Source organism: Micromonospora sp. NPDC007271 (assembly GCF_040634005.1).
Lineage (GTDB): Bacteria > Actinomycetota > Actinomycetes > Mycobacteriales > Micromonosporaceae > Micromonospora.
Genome location: NZ_JBEYER010000008.1, coordinates 42,773 through 60,049 on the forward strand (window position 1 = coordinate 42,773; position 17,277 = coordinate 60,049).

Here is a 17,277-nt window from a genome sequence, read left to right on the forward strand (position 1 = left end):
GAGGTAGCCGGATTCGCTCGTCCGGTTCGTGCCTTGATGGGCGTTGTCCAGTACTATCAAACATGGCTACCCCGTCGTTTGACCATGCTAAACAGGCTCGTGTAGTTTGGTCAAACAATTTCATCCACACTGTTTGGGAACGAGGACTCCATGCTCGGTGACCGGCTCCGCGACCTGCGCCAGCAGCACTCCCTCACGCTGCGCCAGCTCGCGGCAGCGGCCGACGTGTCACCCGCGCTGCTCAGCCAGATCGAGAACGGCGCAACCGACCCCAGCCTGGCCACCCTCCGGAAACTCGCGCAGGTCTTCGACACCTCCATCGCGGCACTGTTCTCCGAGCCCGAGGCGCCACTGGTGCACATCAGCAGGGCCGGGGAACGCACCCGCCTGGCCGCTCCGCCCGGCCAGATCGCCTACGACCGACTCACTCCCGGCCGCGGCGACCTGGAGGTGCTCGCGGCCGACCTCGCGCCCGGCGACGCCAGCTCGGCCGAACCCTGGGCCCACCCGTCGACCGAGTGCGCCATCGTGATCACCGGCGAGGTCGTCGCAGAGATCGGCGGTGAGTCGTACCGCCTGACCGCCGGGGAAGCGGTCACCTTCGACTCACGCCTGGCCCACCTCTACCGCAACGCCAGCGACCAGCCGGCCCGACTGATCATCGCGGTGACCCCGCCAACCCCCTGAGAACACCGGCACGCCGGCCGTCCCGCACCGGTACGGCCGCCGCCGCCCCCCGAAAGGACCCACCCATGGACCGAGACCACGTCGACTGGTTCGGCTACCTCCCGGCCATCACCACCCCGTTCACCAGCACCGGGGAACTCGACCTCACCGCCTGGCGCGCCCAACTCGACTGGCTCGCCGGCGAACGCCTGCACGGCGTGATCGTCGCCGGCACCACCGGTGAGTGGTTCAGCCTCACTGAACAAGAGCGGTCCACGCTGTTCCAGGTCGCCGCCGAACAGGTCGGCGACCGGCTCACCGTGCTCGGCGGGTGCAACGCGTACACCCCGGCGGAGGCGATCCGGCACGCCCAGGCAGCCCGGGACGCCGGCCTGCACGGCATCCTGCTCACGCCCCCGCCGTACGTGGTACCCACCCGGACCGAGACCGTCGCCTTCTACCGGACCGTCGCCGAGGCGGTGGACATCCCGTTGTGCGTCTACAACTGGCCCCGCGGCACCGGCATCGACCTCGACACCGATCTCCTGCTGGAACTGGCCGAACTGGACACCGTCGTGGCGGTCAAGAACTCCACCCCGGACTTCGGCGGATTCGTCCGAAGCCTGGTCGCCCTGCGACACCGGGTGCGGTATTTCGGCATCCCCACCAACGAGGTGGGCATCGAGCTGATGACCACCATCGGCGGCGACGGACTGATGGGCGCCGGCGCGGTCCTCGGCCGCGACCACCCCGACTTCTTCCGGGCGCTGCAAGAGGGAGACCTGGACCGCGCCCGGGTCCTCGGCGCCCGCGACCGGGTGATCATGGAAGACTGGTTCGGACCGGACTACGGCGCCCGGTTCGGCAACGCCCAGGCCATCATGAAGTACGCCCTCACCCTGCGGGGCGTGCCCGCCGGGCACGTCCGAGCCCCGCTGCTACCTCTCACGCCCGCCGAACAGGACCGGGTACGCGCCACCATGACCCGGCTCAACCTGCTTCCATGAGCGGCTACGACACCGCCGTCATCGGCGCCGGCCTGCTCGGCTGCGCCACCGCGTGGAACCTGGCCCGGGCCGGCAACCGCGTCCTGCTACTCGAGAAAGACCAGGTCAACCGGCACGCCTCCGGCCAGAACGCCGGCAGCCTGCATTTTCAGCTCGAATTCCGGATGGTCGAGCACGGCGACGACGCCGCCCGGGCGGCCGCCCGCGCGCTCCCGCTGCACCTCGACGCCGTGCACGCGTGGGCCACCCTCGAGGACGAACTCGGCGAGCCGTGCGGCGTGACCCGGCGCGGCGGACTGATGCTGGCCGAAACGCCCGCCGAGATCGCCGTACTCGACCGCAAGGCCGCCCTCGAACGGCGATACGGCCTGGCGGTCGACGTCCTCTCCGGCGCCGAACTGCACACCCTCGCGCCATACCTGTCACCCGCCGTACGAGCCGCCGGCTACGTCCCCGACGAGGGCAAGGCCAACCCGCGACTGGTCACCCCGGCGCTCGCCCGGGCCGCCGTCCGGCACGGCACCGTGCTGCGCACCGGCGCCCGGGTCACCCGGCTGCACCGCCGCGACGGACGATGGGAACTGCACACCGCCCCCGAGGCCCCAGGCGGCGCCGGCGAGACCCACCGGGCCGACACCGTCGTGCTGGCCGGCGGGGTCTGGACCGCCGAACTGGCCGGAATGGCAGACGTCCGCCTGCCCGTGTTCCCGGTCGGCCTGACCATGAGCGCGACCGCCCGCACGGCACCGCTGCTGCCACACCTGATCCAGCACGTGGGCAAGCGCCTGTCGATGAAACAGACCGAGGAGGGCAACGTGCTGATCGGCGGCGGCTGGCCGGCCAAGCTGGTCAGCCGCTCTGGCCGGACCGACCTGGAGCTCAACCCGGAGCTCCGGTACGAATCGCTGACCGGCAACGCCGCCGCCGCACGGGTCGTCCCGGCCGTCCTCGCCCTGCCGGTGATCAGGACGTGGACCGGCATGACCACGCTCACCGCCGACCAGTTACCGCTGCTCGGCGCGGTACCCCGCCGGCCGGGGCTGTTCGTGGCCACCGGCGGCTCCGCGTTCACCCTCGGCCTCACCTACGCCCGGCTGCTCGCCGACATGGTGCTCACCGGCACGGCCGACAGGTCCGTCGCGGACTACTCACCATCCCGCTTCGGAGCGCTGAACTTTGCCTGACCGCGCCACCCCCACCCCACCCCCGACACCCGTCCGCGTCGGCCTGGACCGGCCCGACCCGATCACCATCGAGGTGGACGGCAACCCCGTCCCGACCCACCCGGGCGAGTCCCTGGCCACCGCACTCCTCGCCGCCGGGTACCGGGCGGTCCGCGTCACCGCTGCTGGGGCCCGGCGCGCGCCCTACTGCAACATGGGCGTCTGTTTCGAGTGCGTGGTCACCATCGACGATCTGCCCTACCAGCGATCCTGCCTGGTCCGCACCCGACCCGGGATGCGGGTGCACACCGGGACGGACCGGTGAACGCGCCCGACGTGGTGGTGGTCGGGGCCGGGCCGGCCGGCCTGGCCGCCGCCGCCACCCTGGGCCGACACGGGGCCACGGTCACCGTGGTCGACGAGCAGGAGCGACCCGGCGGGCAGATCTACCGGCGCCCGCCCACCGGCTTCACCCCGGCGAGTGGCCCGGCCGCCGCCGGGGTGGCGCTGCTCGCCGAGGCCGCCAGCACGCCCGGCGTACGGTGGCTGAACGACACCACCGTGTGGGCCGTCCTCGGCACCCGCGCCGGACTGGACGGGTTCACCGGCCGACCACCCACCCCCGGCCGGCACCGGGTGGCCACCCACGGGCCGGACGGCGTCCACCTACTCGAACCCCGGGCGGTGCTGCTCACCGCCGGTGCCTACGACCTGCCGGTACCGTTTCCCGGCTGGACCCTGCCGGGCGTGCTCACCGCCGGTGGTGTGCAGGCGTTCGTCAAGGCGCAGGGGCTGCTGCCGGGCGACCGGTTCGTCCTGGCCGGCGGCCACCCCCTGCTGCTGGTGGTCGCCGCCCAACTGGTCCGCGCCGGTGCCCGCGTCGTCGAGGTCGCTCTTCTGCAGCACCACCGGGACCTGCTCGTCGGCCCGGCCGGGCTGGCCGCCGTGGCCAGCGGAACCGCGAAGATCGCTGAGGGGATCGACGCGCTGCGGGTGCTCCGCCGCGCCCGGGTGCCGGTCCGGTTCGGCACGGTGGTCCGACGCGCCGACGGCGGCCCGGACCTGGCCACGGTGACCCTCGCGGCGGTGGACCGCGCCGGCCTGCCGGTGCCCGGCACCGACCGGGTACTGTCCTGCGACGTCCTCGCCCTCGGATACGGCTTCGTCGCCTCGGTCGAGCTGGCCCGCCAGGCCGGCTGCGTGGTCACCTGGAACTCCAGCGCTGGCGGCTGGGTCGTCCAGCACGACGACTGGCTCCGTACCTCGGTGCCGGGCATAGCGGTGGCCGGCGAGCTGACCGGGGTGGCCGGCGCCGAGCAGGCCACGGTCGAGGGACGCCTCGCCGCGCTCGGCATCCTGCCCGACCTCGGTCTGCTGGACACGGACCGGGCCACCGCGCTCGCCCGCCCGGTACGGCGGGACCTGCGCCGGCAGCGCCGGTTCGTCACCCATCTGCTCGACCGGTTCGCACCCAACCGGTCTGCGCTGGCCAGCCTGGTCACCGACGACACCGTGCTGTGCCGGTGCGAGGAGATCCGCGCCGGCGACGTCCGCCGGGCGCTGCGGGACCACCCGCACCTGCACACCGCGAACGCCGTGAAGCTGGTGACCCGGGTCGGCATGGGCCCCTGCCAGGGCCGATCCTGTCAGCCAGCGGTCTGCCAACTGATCGCCGACGAGACCGGTCGCACCCCGGAGCAGGTCGGTGCCTTCACCGCGCAGGCGCCGGTCAAGCCCGTACCGCTCGCGGCGCTCGCCGCAGCCGACGAGCCCGCCGCCTCGGCCGACCTGATCGGGATCGACGAACCATAGTGAGGCCGTCGCACGCCGTCGGGACGTGCACACCCGGCGCTCATCTCCACCAACACTCGGCGGAGGATCACCCTGGTCCTGATACCGATGTGGGTCACGCAGGTCCCGAGACCGGACTGAACCACCCGAGGGCTGGTAGAGACCTTGAGCGCCCCCCGGGCCCGGGGCCCGGGGGGAATCGAGCACTCAGATGATCTTCACGGGAGTGGAGAGCAGCTCGTTGTCCGCCGGGATCGCGTCCCGGTTCGGACTCAGGTCCGCGGCGGCCCGGAAGGTGAGCTTCCCGAGGGCCAGGTCGTCGGCGGTCACGGTGTAGGTGAACGCAAAGCGGGTGGTCTGGCCCGTCTCCCTGACCGGAACCACCTGTTTCAGCGCCCCGAGATGGGAGTAGTCCCCCGCGACGCTCTTGTAGAGGTCCACCTGGACGTTCTCCTCGTACCGGGTGTTCTGGACGTGCACCTCGACTGCGACGGTCTGTCCCACCCGGGCACTCGCCGGCACCTTCACCCGCACGATGGCCACGTCATGGGTACGCACCTCGACCACGCGGGTGATCGAGTCGCTGCGCCCGTCCGGCGTCTCCACCCTCAGCCGGACCGGGTAGTCGCCGTCGCGGGGGAAGCGGTGGCCGGGGTTCGGCTCCGTCGAGGTCGCGCCGTCGCCGAAGTCCCAGTCGAAGGACCCGAGCCCCGCGCCGGCCGGATCGTACGCGGTGTTGGAGAACGCCACGATCTCGAACGAATTGGGATCGCTCCGGTAGTAGGCGAAGTTGGCGACGGGATCCGGCGCCTCAGCCAACTGGAAGGCGTGCGAGGCGATGCCGTCCCCGCTGACCTGGAACAGGTACGTCCGGCCGGCTTGCGCCACGAAGGTCAGCGAACGGTAGTCGTAGAGACCGGTGCACCGGACGAAGGACAGATCGCCGAGCGAGGAGCCGACGTACACGTTGATGCCGGCGTACATCGGGTTCGTCCGGGCGACGACCGACACGGTGGTCGTCGGTGTGTACGAGTACCAGGTGGTGTGCGGCGACGAGGCGCAGACCGACGTCTCGCCCGCCTCCCGGGTGGCAGCCTCGTAAGGCTGGGTGTTCGAGTAAGGCAACCCGGTGACCGAGATCGCGTCGGCGAAGTTGTCGTTCGGCGGCGGCGGGACGTAGCTGACCGAGAACCGGAGCGACCCGCCGCCCACCCCTCCGTTGCCGCAGCAGACACCGACCATGAAGCGGTAGGTGGTCCCTGCGGTGACCGGGAAGGCGACCCTCGACTGCTGGCCCTGGTAGTCGTCGTTGCAGGCCAGCTGGGTGAACGCCCCCGGCTCGCCGATCCAGGCGGAGAGCACGGTGTCGTAGTCGCTCCCGATCGTGTCGGCCTGCAGGCGGCCGTCCCGCTCCGGCGTGACGGTGAACCAGACCGACCCCTTGTTGGAGCAGGTCGTCGGGTCCGTCGGGCCCGTCGTTGCTCCGCTGGCATCAATGGTGATGGTGGAAGGAACTGTCTCCACCGCGATGGCGGCGGAGTAGTCGTCGTTCGTCGGTGCCGCGAGGGCGGCGGTCTGCCCTGCGGCAAGCAGAGCGATCACTCCTACGACAGCGACGACGAGTCGTGCGGCATTGCGTCTGACCACTGGATGTCCTCCCGGGCCCCGTATCCCTTGTGGATATGACCGCCCGACGGTAAGGACTAGGACCCAGAGGCTTCGCTAAGAGAACCTTCAGTTTCGGTTAAGGAGCCGGTCGGCCTCCCTTGCCCCGAGGTGGAGGGGCGGCCGGCGCAACGCCTGCCGTTGTCTGCGACCGGCCGTCAGGCTGGCCGCGCCAACTAACGTAGAGTGCGGCGGTGGTTCCTGCTGCGGTCCGTTTGTCGTCCGTCCTGACCCGGCCCGTGCGCATCCCGGTATGGGTGGTGGTGCTCCTGCTTGCCGCTGTTGCGACGGCCGGAATGGTGACGTGGCAGACCGTCGGAGACCGTGGTCGGCCGGCGATCGTGCGGGGTGTGCTAACCGCGGTCAACGTGGACGGCACGGCGATCGGCTTCTCGGCCGACAACGGTCACCGTGAGGGGGAGGGCATGGTGCTGCTGGGGGAGGTGCCATGGACGGACGCCTCCGGCGCCGACTATCTGGGCAGCCGCCCGACCTGCCTGGCTGCTGACTCGTACGGGCAGCGGGTGGAGCTCGGCATCATCGACCTGCACGGGGCGGGCGACTGGCCGACCAAAGCCGTGGTGTGGGTGCACTGCCTGAGCTGACTGGTGAGTCTGCCGGCGGTTGGCCTCTTGCTGGGCGGCCTTCGTGAGGTCGGCGCCGGCTGCCGGCCGAGGTCTTCACATCCGGTCGACCGCCGACCGGGCGGGATGCCTCGTCGGCGAAGTCGTACGAGACCTCCTGCCCGCCGTGGTCCGGCGTGACATCTGGCTGATCTTCGACGGACGGCTCTGGCGAGTACGTGGCCGCCTCGGAGGCGACACTGGCCTGCTCCCTGGGGCTGGCAATGTTGGAATCGGCCGCGCCACCAGCAAGCCGGCCGGCCCGGAGCGCAGCTGGTCAGCCGGCGATCGGTGCCGGCTGACCAGGTGACGTCCTGCCCTCAGCTGACTGCCTGCTTCACGAGCGCGCCGATCCGCGCCTCGTCGTCGGCGGTCAGCCCGGTCAGGGCGAACGAGGTCGGCCAGATAGCGCCCTCGTCGAGATTCGCCCCGTCACTGAAGCCGAGCGTCGCGTACCGCGTCTTGAACTTCGCCGCGCTCTGGAAGAAGCAGACCACCTTGCCGTCGCGGGCGTACGCGGGCATCCCGTACCACAGCTTGGGTGTGAGGGCCGGCGCGTTGGCCTTGACCACGGCGTGCAACCGCTCGGCGATCACCCGGTCCGACTCCGGCATCTCGGCGATCTTCGCGAGCACGTCGCTCTCCGTGTCGGTCTTGGTGCCCCGCCGGGCGCTCGTCTTCAGCTCCTTGGCGCGCTCCTTCATCGCGTCGCGCTCTTCCTCGGTGAAACCGTCGTACTTCTTGCCCTTGGTGGCGGTGGTCTTCGTGGTGGTCGACATGGCAGCTCTCTCTCTGTGACGTGTGGCTACGGGTGGTGCTGGTCAGTGGGGCCCGGTCCGGGACGAGGCCCTACCGATGTTTCAGCGTTGATCGATCTTTTGGTCATGGTCGGAACGGTGTCACCATGTGCCGGCCTGCTGGCGGGTCGGCGCGTTGAGCCGGTTGAAGGCGTTGGTGATCGCGATGTTGAGCAGCAGCGCCGCCAGTTCCTTCTGGTCGAAGTGCTTGGCGGCCACGTCCCACACCTGGTCCGGCACCGGGTCCGGCTGGTCGGCGAGCCGGGTCACGGCCTCGGTCAGGGCCAGCGCGGCACGCTCCTCGTCGCTGAACCATGGCGTCTCCCGCCAGGCGGCGACGGCGTGCACCTGGTCTGCGCTCACGCCGTGCTGGCGGGCCTGGTGGACGCCCCCGGCCACACACGGGCCGCAGCCGTTGATCTGGCTGGCCCGCAAGTGGCTCAACGCCAGCAGCTTGCCGTCCACCCCGGCGCCCGCGATGGCCCGGTTGACCGCCATCAGGGCCTCCATCGCCTCGGGGACCAGAACGGCCGGGTTCGGCATGCGCTCGGTCGACATCGCTTCTCCTTCGTCGCGGGTGTGTTTCTGACCGGAGTCATCCGACCATCGGCGCGCCGGGCCGCGCGCGGCCCGTGGGACACCGTGGGACACAAAGAGCGCGGTTGAGCAGCGCAAACGCACTGCCGATCCGGTTGCGCGGGCCGGGACGGGTACGGTGTTGCACGTGCCCGGCCCCCAGGAGCGACTGGTGACTCAGCTCGCCCAGATCAAGGAGCTGAGCGGGCTCAGCCTGCGCGCCCTCGCCCGCGAGACGGGTCTGAGTAGCTCGTCGCTGTCGCGGTATCTGACCGGCCAGCTCGTGCCGCCATGGGAGGCCACCGTGGCGCTGTGCCGGGCAGTCGGCCGCGACCCCCGGCCACTGCGGGCGGTGTGGGCCGAGGCGGCCGAAGCCGGCGCGGCACCCGCCCCGCGCCGCAACGATCTACCGGCCGACCTGTTCGACTTCACCGGCCGGGAGGCGGAGTCCGCGCTGGTCGAAGAGCTGCTGCGCACTACTGGTGCGGTCGCGATCGACGGCATGGCGGGCGTGGGCAAGACCAGCCTCGCCGTGCGCGTCGCCCATCGGCTCGCCCCGGCATATCCGGACGGCGGGCTCTACCTCGACCTGCACGGCTTCACCCCGGGGCAGGAGCCGCTGGAGTCGCACACCGCGCTGGGTCGGCTACTGGGCGCGTTGGACGTCACGCACCCGCCGGCCGGCACCGCCGAACGCGCGGCGCTCTGGCGGTCGGAACTGTCCCGCCGGCGGGCGCTCGTCGTGCTCGACAACGCGGTCGACGCGGACCAGGTGCGCCCGCTGCTCCCCGGCGCGGGGAAGTCCGCGGTCCTGGTCACCAGCCGATACCGGCTGATCAGCCTGGACCGGGTGCCACCGGTGTCCCTGGAACCACTGGCCGACGCCGACGCCGCGCACCTGTTCGGCCGGGCGGCCGGGCTCGCGCTCACCGACAAGGAAGCGATGAGCCAGGTGCTACGGCAGTGCGGCGGGCTCCCGCTGGCGCTACGAATGGCGGGCGCCCGGCTCCGCCACCGCCCAGGCTGGACGGTCGCAGTGCTGGCCGAGCGGCTACGCGCCACCCCCAGCCGCTTCGACTCCGCCTTCGGCATGTCGCTCCGGCAGCTCGACGCGATGCAGCGTCGCATGTTCCGGCTGCTGGGCGTCCTGCCGGGCGCCGACTTCGACGCGGCGGCGGCGGGCGCGCTCACCGCCATGCCACCCGACCGGGTCGGCGCCGTGCTGGAGGAACTGGTCGACGCCCATCTGGTTCAGGAGCCCTCGCCCGGGCGGTACCGGATGCACGACCTGATCCGGCAGTACGCGGCGGACATCGCCGCCGACGAGGAGCCCCAGGCCGAAGCCGCCCTGCGCCGGGTCCTGAGCCACTATCTGGGCCAGGCTATCGCCCACGATCAGACGCTGCCCTCACCGCACCGTAAGGTGCCCTCGCCGGGAGATCCGGCGAGGGCCATGGCCTGGTTCGACCTCGAGTACGTCAACCTGGTCGCCTGCTTCGACGCCGCCGTGCGGCTGGGCGTGGACGAGGTGGTGGCCGAACTGCCGCAGGCCATGCGGGTCTGGTTCTTCCGACACCGCGGAACCGACGACCAGGCACGCCTGCTCGAAGCCGCCGCAGCCGCCGCGGCACGTCTCGGCCGCGACCAACAGCGGGCTTCGCTGCTCGCGGACCTCGGCTACGCCCATGCCGCCGCCGGACGCCTCACCGAGGCGCTCTCCGCCTACGAACTGGCCGAGCAGTCCGGACCGAACGACGACGACCTCGCAGCTGGTCTGGCCCTGCGCATCGGCTTCGTGCGTCGGGATCTCGGCGACCTGAGGGCGGCACAGGTCCAGTTCCGGCGGGCACGCGAGCTGTTCGAGAAGATCGGCAGCCACGCCGGGCAATCACAGGCGCTGGCCTTCGACGGCTGGGTCACCCTTCGCCTCGGGCGGCACAGCGAAGCCGTCGAACTCGCCCGAGCATCCGTCGCCCTGGCCGACGGGCCTGCCCAGATCACCGGCCTGGTCACCCTCGGCGTCGCCCTGGCATCGCACGACCCGGCGGAGTCGCTGCGAACTCTGCATGACGCGCTACAGCTTTCCGAACAGCACAACCTTCCCCACAACCAGGCCTGGTGCCACAACTACCTCGGCGTCGCGCTGCGGATCATGGGCTCACCCGAGAAGGCGCTCGAACACCACCGGCGCGCCTTCGAACTGCTGGAACCGCTGGCCGAGGTGCAGATGGAGATCGACTTCCTGCACACCTACGCCGAGACGTGCCGCGCGGCGGGCCGCCACGACGAAGCGACGGCGCTGCTCGACCGGACCATCAAGCTCGCGCGTGAGCTGGGCCGGCCGCATGACGAGAACCTCGCCCGCGCGGCGCGGGAGACCATACCCGCCGCCCGCTGAGTCCGCGCCGCCATGAAGGTCGGGTGGTCCGGCACCTTGTCAGGGTGGGGTGGGCTGTTCATCCGGGTGGCGGTATGAGCGTCTGGTGTCGGCGATGGCGACAAGCAGTAGCACGATGGCGGCGGCGCCGGAGACCGCCAGTGGTGGGACGAGGGTCAGCGGGGCGACCAGGGCCACGAGAGCGACGATGCCGGCAGGACGGGGCGGGGAGACGCGGGCGTACACGACGTACTCCAGCACGGAGCGGCCGACGAGGAAGATGGCAGGCCCGGTGAGGATGACGAACGACCAGGCGACGGGGGTGTGCACGCTGGGGTGTTTCTCGACCAGGTCGTGTCCCACGCTGGTGGTGATGATCCCGAGGATCATGGTCAGGTGAGCAACGCCGGCGACGCGCCCAGTGTGGGCCGGATGGGAGGAGGCCAGGACCGCGTCGTCGACAAGTTGACCGGCGACGTGAAAGTACAGACGCCACAGCAGGACGGTGGTCAGGAACGCGACGATCAGTGCGGTGATCCGGTACGGGCTGGCCGGTACCTGGGTGAAGGTGACGCCCACGGCCAGCAGCGGCTCACCGAAAGAGATCATCAGCAGTTGTTGGTAGCGCTCGGCGAGGTACCGGGCAGCCGTCGCCCACAGGTTCGCCAGGCTCGCACCGAGTCGGGGCACGGGCCAACCGCGGGCGTTCGCGACATACTCGACGAGCACCGCCAAGGCCCACAGCGCCGTGCGGGCCGTCCCGTCGCACACCGCGCCGATCAGCCACGGGATGGAAACGACCGCGTACCAGCAGAAGGACCGTAGATACCCGGTACGTACCTCGGGTTCTGTGGCGACGAGGCTGATCGCGAGGGTTCGGCCGGCCTGCATGACGATGTAGGTGGTGGCGAAGGCTATCGCTCGCCCATCGAAGGCCCACGACACGCTGACGCCGAAGATCAGCACGCCGAACACGCTGGCGATGACCGATCCCTGCACCGCGGGTCGCCGCGGATCGAATTGGGCGGTGATGTAGGTGGTCAACGTCCAGACCCGCATCAGTGGCAGGAACAGCAAGAGACTCTTCCCCAGCACCACCCAGCCTGACACGCCGTGAGGCTCGGCCAGCCTCTCGAATGCCTGTTCGACCAGCCGGCTCAGGATGAACACCATGGCGAGGTCGAAGAACAGTTCGACGAACGTCGCCTGCTCCGCCGCCCCTTCCCGGAGCAGCGAGCCCCGGTCCCAGCGCGGAACGTTCCTCGTCATCACCGCAGTAAACCCAGGCGTTGACGACCTGGCCCAAGAACCGACGGTCGGTTCAGCCGCATGGACGGTTCGCGGCGGTCGCCGATACGGCAAACGAGGTGCCGGCCTGGACCGCTGGTCAACGGTTTGCCGGTTTCCCCCAGACGTGGCTCGGCACCTGCGGAACAGGTGATTGACCCCCGCGCCGCGCGGGCTGGCCTCCGCTGCTCGTCCGTGTGAGTAAGCATGGTTTGGCACGTACGGCTGCTGCGGGCATGGCAGTGTGACCGGTTGACGGGCCGGCAAAGAGGCAGAGTGGGCCAGCGACGATGGCAGCCACACCACGGAAGGATGCGGTTGATCTTCGCGAGGCCGATCACGGCAAGCAGAATCGCCCGCCGCGAGGAGCATCCATGGCCGCTGTTGAACGCGTCCCCGTTCCTTCCGTGTCATCAGCGGTGAAGCGGGACCGCGACGAGGTGTTCGTGGAGTACACCAAGTCGATCTGCCCGGTGTGCAAGATCGTCGTCGACGGCCAGGTCAACATCCGCGACGACAAGGTGTACCTGCGTAAGCGCTGCCCGGAGCACGGCCCGTTCGAGGCGTTGGTGTACGGCGACGCGCAGATGTATCTCGACAGCGCCCGGTTCAACAAGCCCGGCACGATCCCGCTGACCTTTCAGACCGAGGTCCGCGACGGCTGCCCCTCGGACTGCGGTCTGTGTCCGGAGCACAAGCAGCACGCCTGCCTGGGCATCATCGAGGTCAACACCGGCTGCAACCTGGACTGCCCGATCTGTTTCGCCGACTCCGGTCACCAACCCGACGGCTACTCGATCAATCTGCAGCAGTGTGAGCGGATGCTCGATGTCTTCGTGGAAAGCGAAGGCGAGGCCGAGGTGGTGATGTTCTCCGGCGGCGAGCCCACGATCCACAAGCAGATCCTCGACTTCATCGACGCCGCCCAGGCCCGCCCGATCAAGGCGGTCAACCTCAACACCAACGGCATCCGCCTCGCCTCCGACGCAGGATTTGTGACCGCACTGGCGGAACGCAACCGGCCCGGCCGGCCGGTCAACATCTATCTGCAGTTCGACGGGTTCGACGAGCGCACCCACCGGGAGATCCGCGGCCGGGACCTGCGCGCCATCAAGCAGCAGGCCCTGGACAACTGTGCCGACGTCGGGCTGACGGTCACCCTCGTCGCTGCGGTCGAACGCGGCCTCAACGAACACGAACTCGGCGCCATCATCAGTCACGGCCTGGCTCACCCCGCGGTGCGCAGCGTCTCGTTCCAGCCGGTCACCCACTCCGGCCGACACGTCACCTTCGACCCGCTGACCCGGCTGACGAACTCCGACATCATCCGCCTCATCGCCCAGCAGTTGCCCGACTGGTTCCACGCCAAGGACTTCTTCCCGGTGCCGTGTTGCTTCCCGACCTGCCGCTCGATCACCTACCTGCTTACCGAAGGTGATCCCGGCACCCCGGACTTCGCTGTGGTGCCGATCCCCCGGTTGCTCAACGTCGAGGACTACCTCGACTACGTGTCCAACCGGGTCGTGCCGGACCACGCCATTCGAGAGGCGCTGGAAAAGCTGTGGTCGGCGTCGGCGTTCATGGGCACCGACAGCACGCGCGACCGCCTCGCTCAGACCGCCGCGGCTCTGGACTGCGCCGACGCCTGCGGCATCAACCTGCCCGAGGCGGTCGCGAACCTCACTGAACGCGCCTTCATGATCGTCATCCAGGATTTCCAAGATCCCTACACCCTCAACGTCAAGCAGTTGATGAAGTGCTGCGTCGAGGAGATCACCCCGGACGGCAGATTGATACCGTTCTGCGCCTACAACTCCGTCGGCTACCGCGAACAGGTCCGCGAACAGATGTCCGGCGTAGCCGTGGCCGACGTGGTGCCCAACGCCCAGCCGCTGCAGCCGATCGTCATCGACTCGCCCTACGGTTCGAAGATCGCCCGGCACGGAGCGGGGTATCGCCCGAACGATGGGCGCCGCATCGCGCCGGACGGCACCAACGTCGGTCGAGGGATCCGATGAGCGTCCCGATCCAGCCGCCCGCGGCCGCTAAGGCCAAGGCATGCTGCGCCGCCACCTACGGCTCTGACGCGGTGGCCCTGCTGCTCGGCGACTCCTACCATCCTGGTGGCCTCGCCCTCACCCGCCGGCTGGCCGACCGGCTGGACCTGCGCGCCGGGGAGATCGTCCTCGATGTCGCGAGTGGCCGGGGGACCACCGGTCTGGCGCTCGCCGCCGAGTACGCCGTCGACGTCACCGGCGTGGACCTGTCCGGCGCCAACGTCGCCCGCGCCACCGACGTGGCACAGGCCGACGGCCTCGCCGACCGCGTCCGGTTCGAGATCGGCGATGCCGAGCGGCTACCCGTCAACGCGCAGTCGATCGACGCGGTGGTGTGTGAGTGCGCCCTTTGCACCTTTCCCGACAAGCCCACTGCCGCCGGTGAGCTAGCCCGGGTGCTGCGCCCCGGCGGCCGGATCGGCATCACCGACGTCACCGTCACGTCCGAGCGGCTCCCACCCGAGCTGACCGGGCTGGGAGCATGGATCGCCTGTATCGCCGACGCCCGCCCCCTCGACGAGTACGCCGCCCTGCTGCACGACGCAGGGCTGACAGTCATCCACACCGAGCGCCACGACGACGCGATGGTGGCCATGATCGATCAAATCGAGGCCCGTCTCACCCTCGTGCGGATGACCGCACGAGCACCGGCCGAGGCCCTCGGCATGGACTTCGACCGCGCCCCGGCGGTGCTGGCCGCCGCCCGCGCCGCCGTCGCCGATCACGTCCTCGGCTACGCCCTGCTGATAGCTGTGAAACCGGTTGACGGCGAACGGTGACTCCGGGCACCAGACGGGAGAAAGGAGACGATCATGGCCGCCCGGCTCGGCTGGACCATCGCGGCCGCGGCCGCGGCGGCTGGTGCGGTCGCGTACCGTGCAGTGGTTTCCGGCCGGCTCATCATGGACTTGGGCATCGGCAGGCGGACACGCGCCCTCGGGCCGCAGGTACTCGACATCGCAGCGCCCCGTGAGCTGGTCTTCGAGGTGATTGCCCAGCCCTACCTCGGCCGGCCCACGAGGACCCAGCGGGAGAAGATCCAGGTGCTGGAACGCGGCGAGGGGATGGTTCTGGCCGCCCACCGCACGCCGGTCGGCCATGGCCTGGTCACCCAGACGGTCGAGACGGTTACCTTCACCCGCCCGGACACCGTCGACTTCCGCCTCGTGCGCGGCCCTGTGCCATACGTTCGGGAACGGTTCTCCCTCATCAAACGCTGCGGCCACACCCGACTGCGGTACACCGGCGAGATGGGCGCCGACGGCTGGGCACTGGGGGCCCGGTGGGCGGCCGTGGTCGCGCGGCGATGGGAGGCGACGGTTGCCGACGCGCTGGCCACAGTGAAGGCCGAGGCCGAACGTCGGCACGCACTCGGTCGCAAGCAGCCGGCCCACCCCTAACGTGCCGGTCTGGCCACCAGAGAACCTCGACTGTGGGTGGCTATGAGGTGAGTTGGGTCCCTACGCCGACGGGGCGACCCGCCCGTCCGGCACCGCGGACAGGCGGGGCCACCCCGTCGGGTTTGGTGGTCGTCAGCGCCGGTAGATCGTGTAGACCGCGCCGTTGGTCAGCGAGAGGACGGACAGGTTGCCGTCCGGGCTGGTTTCGATGTCCGTGACGACGCCGAAGTCCCGGCCGATCAGGAGGCTCTCGCTTTCCGTGATCTCGTGCTTGGCGAGGTTGTCCGCCACTCGGTCCTTCAGTCGAGGATCGTCGACGGCGATTTTCCGGCGATTGCCAGTTAGGTTGAAGTGGAAGAGATAGCCCCCGTTGAGGGCGGCCGTCGCGGCACCCATGAACAGGTCACCCTGGAACTCCGGCCCGAGCGCTCGGCTGTTGAGGAAGCCCAGCCCGCCGGGGGCGACCTCCCATCTCCAGCTGAACTCGGGATCGCGGTAGTGCGCCCCGGGGAGCATGAACAGCCTGCCGAGCGCCTGGTCCGGGGTGTCTGCGATGTTGCTCGGCGGCCAGCGTAGTTGCTGGAGGTTCTGCCCGCCGAACGTCGTTTCGATCTCCTTGAACTGGGCGACCCGCTGCACCGGCCCGGCGATCTGGACCCAGCCGCCGTTCATGCCCGGCTCGAGCCGGTTGATCTCGCTGAAGCTGTCGTCGCCGTTCTCCTGTAGCCACACGTTTCCCGTGGCGGGGTCGACGGCCATGCCGAAGCCGTTGCGGTGGCCGTACGAGAAGATCTTCTGCACGGTGGCGCCGATCTCGCCGCCCATGGCCGCGCCGGGACCGTAGAAGGGGTTGTCGGTCGGCGTGGTGCCGTCGTCGTTGAGGCGCAGGACGACACCGCTGAGGTGGGCGTTGTCTGGTGCCGGTCCGCCGAACTGGTCGTCGGGCACGGTCTGCCCCGGGCAGACGGCGGTCGGGCCGCAGGTGAGGTTCTGCAGTTGGCCACGCCGACCGAGGTCGCCGGTGAAGGTGTACAGCTTCCCGTCGCGGCCGAAGCTGATCACCCCGCCGTTGTGGTTGGCGCGTGCGGGCTGGCCGGCGTCCTCCTGGCGGGCGCGGATCTTGATCAGGTTGCGGTCGAAGGTGAGTGTGCTGCCGTTCCACACGAATCGGTCGACCCGGTTGCCGAGCAGGGGGGTTTCGCCGAGGATGCTGGTGTCGCTGCCGGTCGTGCTCTCCGTCCAGTACAGGTAGACCCCAGGATTCGTCGGGAAGTCCGGGTGCAGGGCGATTCCGAGCAGACCTCGCTCGGAGCCGGAATTGACAGCGAGGTCCAGTGGCGTGCCGGCGATGACTCCGTTGACGACGCGCTGGACCCGCCCGGTCGTCTTCTCCAGCACGAACATGTCGTCGTCGCCGATGAAGGCCAGGCCGGTGGGGCTGACCAACCCCGTGGCGGCCGTGCGCACCGCCAGCTTCCGGTCGAGCATCGTCGGGCCGCCCGGCTCGGCGTTCGCCGGGGCACCGACCGCGGTCATGGACAGTCCCGATGCGGCCAGGGCCAACATCGCGATGATCGCTCGCTTCTGGCGGCGGACGCGCGTCGGCGCCACGCCGCCACCAGATGATCCATTCGGTGCTTCCACGGTCTGGCGGCGTGGGACGACGGTGCGGCTAGGTCGTGCGTGCATGCCACGTTCCCTTCTTGCCCGAGTGGGAAAAGCGTTCCGCGGACGGCGTCGGCCGGTCGTGAAGCCCGACTGCCGTCGCCTGGTGCCGTTCGTGCAGTGGCCCCCTTCGTCCAACGGCGGCGCAGGCGGGCCGTTACGTCTGGACGAACCCGCTGGTGAGGGCCGGGCCTTGCGACCAC

The 17,277-nt window shown here is 70.1% G+C and carries 15 protein-coding genes; 10 read left to right on the top strand and 5 right to left on the bottom strand.

The genetic code is table 11. From position 1 onward, the window contains the following. Positions 1-150 precede the first annotated feature (150 nt). From ABZ570_RS05050 to ABZ570_RS05070, 5 genes are all read left to right on the top strand, one after another. Positions 151-687, top strand: coding sequence for a cupin domain-containing protein (locus ABZ570_RS05050; protein WP_358056940.1), 537 nt, complete (start codon positions 151-153; stop codon positions 685-687). 65 nt (positions 688-752) lie between these two features. Continuing rightward, entirely contained in the window at positions 753-1,673 is a 921-nt protein-coding gene (locus ABZ570_RS05055) for a dihydrodipicolinate synthase family protein (RefSeq protein ID WP_358056942.1), read from the top strand. After that, positions 1,670-2,857 (top strand): FAD-dependent oxidoreductase, encoded by a 1,188-nt coding sequence (locus ABZ570_RS05060; protein WP_358056945.1) that lies wholly within the window; start codon positions 1,670-1,672, stop codon positions 2,855-2,857. The genes ABZ570_RS05055 and ABZ570_RS05060 overlap by 4 nt, the downstream gene beginning before the upstream one ends. Then, positions 2,850-3,161 (top strand): (2Fe-2S)-binding protein, encoded by a 312-nt coding sequence (locus ABZ570_RS05065; protein WP_358056948.1) that lies wholly within the window; start codon positions 2,850-2,852, stop codon positions 3,159-3,161. The genes ABZ570_RS05060 and ABZ570_RS05065 overlap by 8 nt, the downstream gene beginning before the upstream one ends. Continuing rightward, on the top strand, positions 3,158-4,648 hold the full coding sequence (locus ABZ570_RS05070) for an NAD(P)/FAD-dependent oxidoreductase (RefSeq protein ID WP_358056951.1): 1,491 nt from the start codon (positions 3,158-3,160) through the stop codon (positions 4,646-4,648). Before ABZ570_RS05065 ends, ABZ570_RS05070 begins: the two co-directional genes overlap by 4 nt. Before the next feature lie 186 nt (positions 4,649-4,834). Here the strand turns inward: ABZ570_RS05070 and ABZ570_RS05075 are convergent, their stop codons facing one another. After that, the gene (locus ABZ570_RS05075; RefSeq protein ID WP_358056954.1) at positions 4,835-6,229 is read right to left on the bottom strand and encodes a PKD domain-containing protein; all 1,395 of its coding nucleotides are present in this window, start codon (positions 6,227-6,229) and stop codon (positions 4,835-4,837) included. A 257-nt stretch (positions 6,230-6,486) separates the two neighbouring features. Here ABZ570_RS05075 and ABZ570_RS05080 point away from each other — a divergent pair, with 257 nt between their 5' ends. Next, entirely contained in the window at positions 6,487-6,897 is a 411-nt protein-coding gene (locus ABZ570_RS05080) for a hypothetical protein (RefSeq protein ID WP_358056957.1), read from the top strand. Between the two features lie 338 nt (positions 6,898-7,235). On the opposite strand, the gene ABZ570_RS05085 is transcribed toward ABZ570_RS05080, so the two are convergent. Then, entirely contained in the window at positions 7,236-7,694 is a 459-nt protein-coding gene (locus tag ABZ570_RS05085; RefSeq protein ID WP_358056960.1) for a DUF1801 domain-containing protein, read from the bottom strand. A 120-nt stretch (positions 7,695-7,814) separates the two neighbouring features. Then, positions 7,815-8,270 (bottom strand): carboxymuconolactone decarboxylase family protein, encoded by a 456-nt coding sequence (locus tag ABZ570_RS05090; protein ID WP_358056963.1) that lies wholly within the window; start codon positions 8,268-8,270, stop codon positions 7,815-7,817. 166 nt (positions 8,271-8,436) lie between these two features. Between ABZ570_RS05090 and ABZ570_RS05095 the strand changes: the two genes are divergently transcribed. After that, the gene (locus ABZ570_RS05095) at positions 8,437-10,686 is read left to right on the top strand and encodes a tetratricopeptide repeat protein (protein WP_358056966.1); all 2,250 of its coding nucleotides are present in this window, start codon (positions 8,437-8,439) and stop codon (positions 10,684-10,686) included. A 39-nt stretch (positions 10,687-10,725) separates the two neighbouring features. On the opposite strand, the gene ABZ570_RS05100 is transcribed toward ABZ570_RS05095, so the two are convergent. Continuing rightward, the gene (locus ABZ570_RS05100) at positions 10,726-12,366 is read right to left on the bottom strand and encodes a low temperature requirement protein A (protein WP_358056969.1); all 1,641 of its coding nucleotides are present in this window, start codon (positions 12,364-12,366) and stop codon (positions 10,726-10,728) included. 5 nt (positions 12,367-12,371) lie between these two features. Here ABZ570_RS05100 and ABZ570_RS05105 point away from each other — a divergent pair, with 5 nt between their 5' ends. From ABZ570_RS05105 to ABZ570_RS05115, 3 genes are read left to right on the top strand one after another with little or no spacing between them, the layout of a single operon-like run. Continuing rightward, a complete protein-coding gene (locus tag ABZ570_RS05105) occupies positions 12,372-13,970 on the top strand; it encodes a radical SAM protein (protein WP_358057061.1) in 1,599 nt (532 codons plus the stop codon). Further along, a complete protein-coding gene (locus tag ABZ570_RS05110) occupies positions 13,967-14,788 on the top strand; it encodes a methyltransferase domain-containing protein (RefSeq protein WP_358056972.1) in 822 nt (273 codons plus the stop codon). The genes ABZ570_RS05105 and ABZ570_RS05110 overlap by 4 nt, the downstream gene beginning before the upstream one ends. A 33-nt stretch (positions 14,789-14,821) precedes the next feature. Continuing rightward, positions 14,822-15,409, top strand: a complete 588-nt coding sequence (locus ABZ570_RS05115) for an SRPBCC family protein (protein WP_358056975.1) — start codon at positions 14,822-14,824, stop codon at positions 15,407-15,409. A gap of 132 nt (positions 15,410-15,541) precedes the next feature. Here the strand turns inward: ABZ570_RS05115 and ABZ570_RS05120 are convergent, their stop codons facing one another. Then, positions 15,542-17,212, bottom strand: coding sequence for a PQQ-dependent sugar dehydrogenase (locus ABZ570_RS05120; protein WP_358056978.1), 1,671 nt, complete (start codon positions 17,210-17,212; stop codon positions 15,542-15,544). Positions 17,213-17,277: the final 65 nt, after the last annotated feature.

Coding starts and splice junctions, on each gene's coding strand:
- ABZ570_RS05115 (WP_358056975.1), top strand. CDS start 14,822: ATGGCCGCCCGGCTCGGCTGGACCATCGCGGCCGCGGCCGCGGCGGCT.
- ABZ570_RS05100 (WP_358056969.1), bottom strand. CDS start 12,366: ATGACACGGAAGGAACGGGGACGCGTTCAACAGCGGCCATGGATGCTC.
- ABZ570_RS05060 (WP_358056945.1), top strand. CDS start 1,670: ATGAGCGGCTACGACACCGCCGTCATCGGCGCCGGCCTGCTCGGCTGC.
- ABZ570_RS05050 (WP_358056940.1), top strand. CDS start 151: ATGCTCGGTGACCGGCTCCGCGACCTGCGCCAGCAGCACTCCCTCACG.
- ABZ570_RS05085 (WP_358056960.1), bottom strand. CDS start 7,694: ATGTCGACCACCACGAAGACCACCGCCACCAAGGGCAAGAAGTACGAC.
- ABZ570_RS05090 (WP_358056963.1), bottom strand. CDS start 8,270: ATGTCGACCGAGCGCATGCCGAACCCGGCCGTTCTGGTCCCCGAGGCG.
- ABZ570_RS05110 (WP_358056972.1), top strand. CDS start 13,967: ATGAGCGTCCCGATCCAGCCGCCCGCGGCCGCTAAGGCCAAGGCATGC.
- ABZ570_RS05055 (WP_358056942.1), top strand. CDS start 753: ATGGACCGAGACCACGTCGACTGGTTCGGCTACCTCCCGGCCATCACC.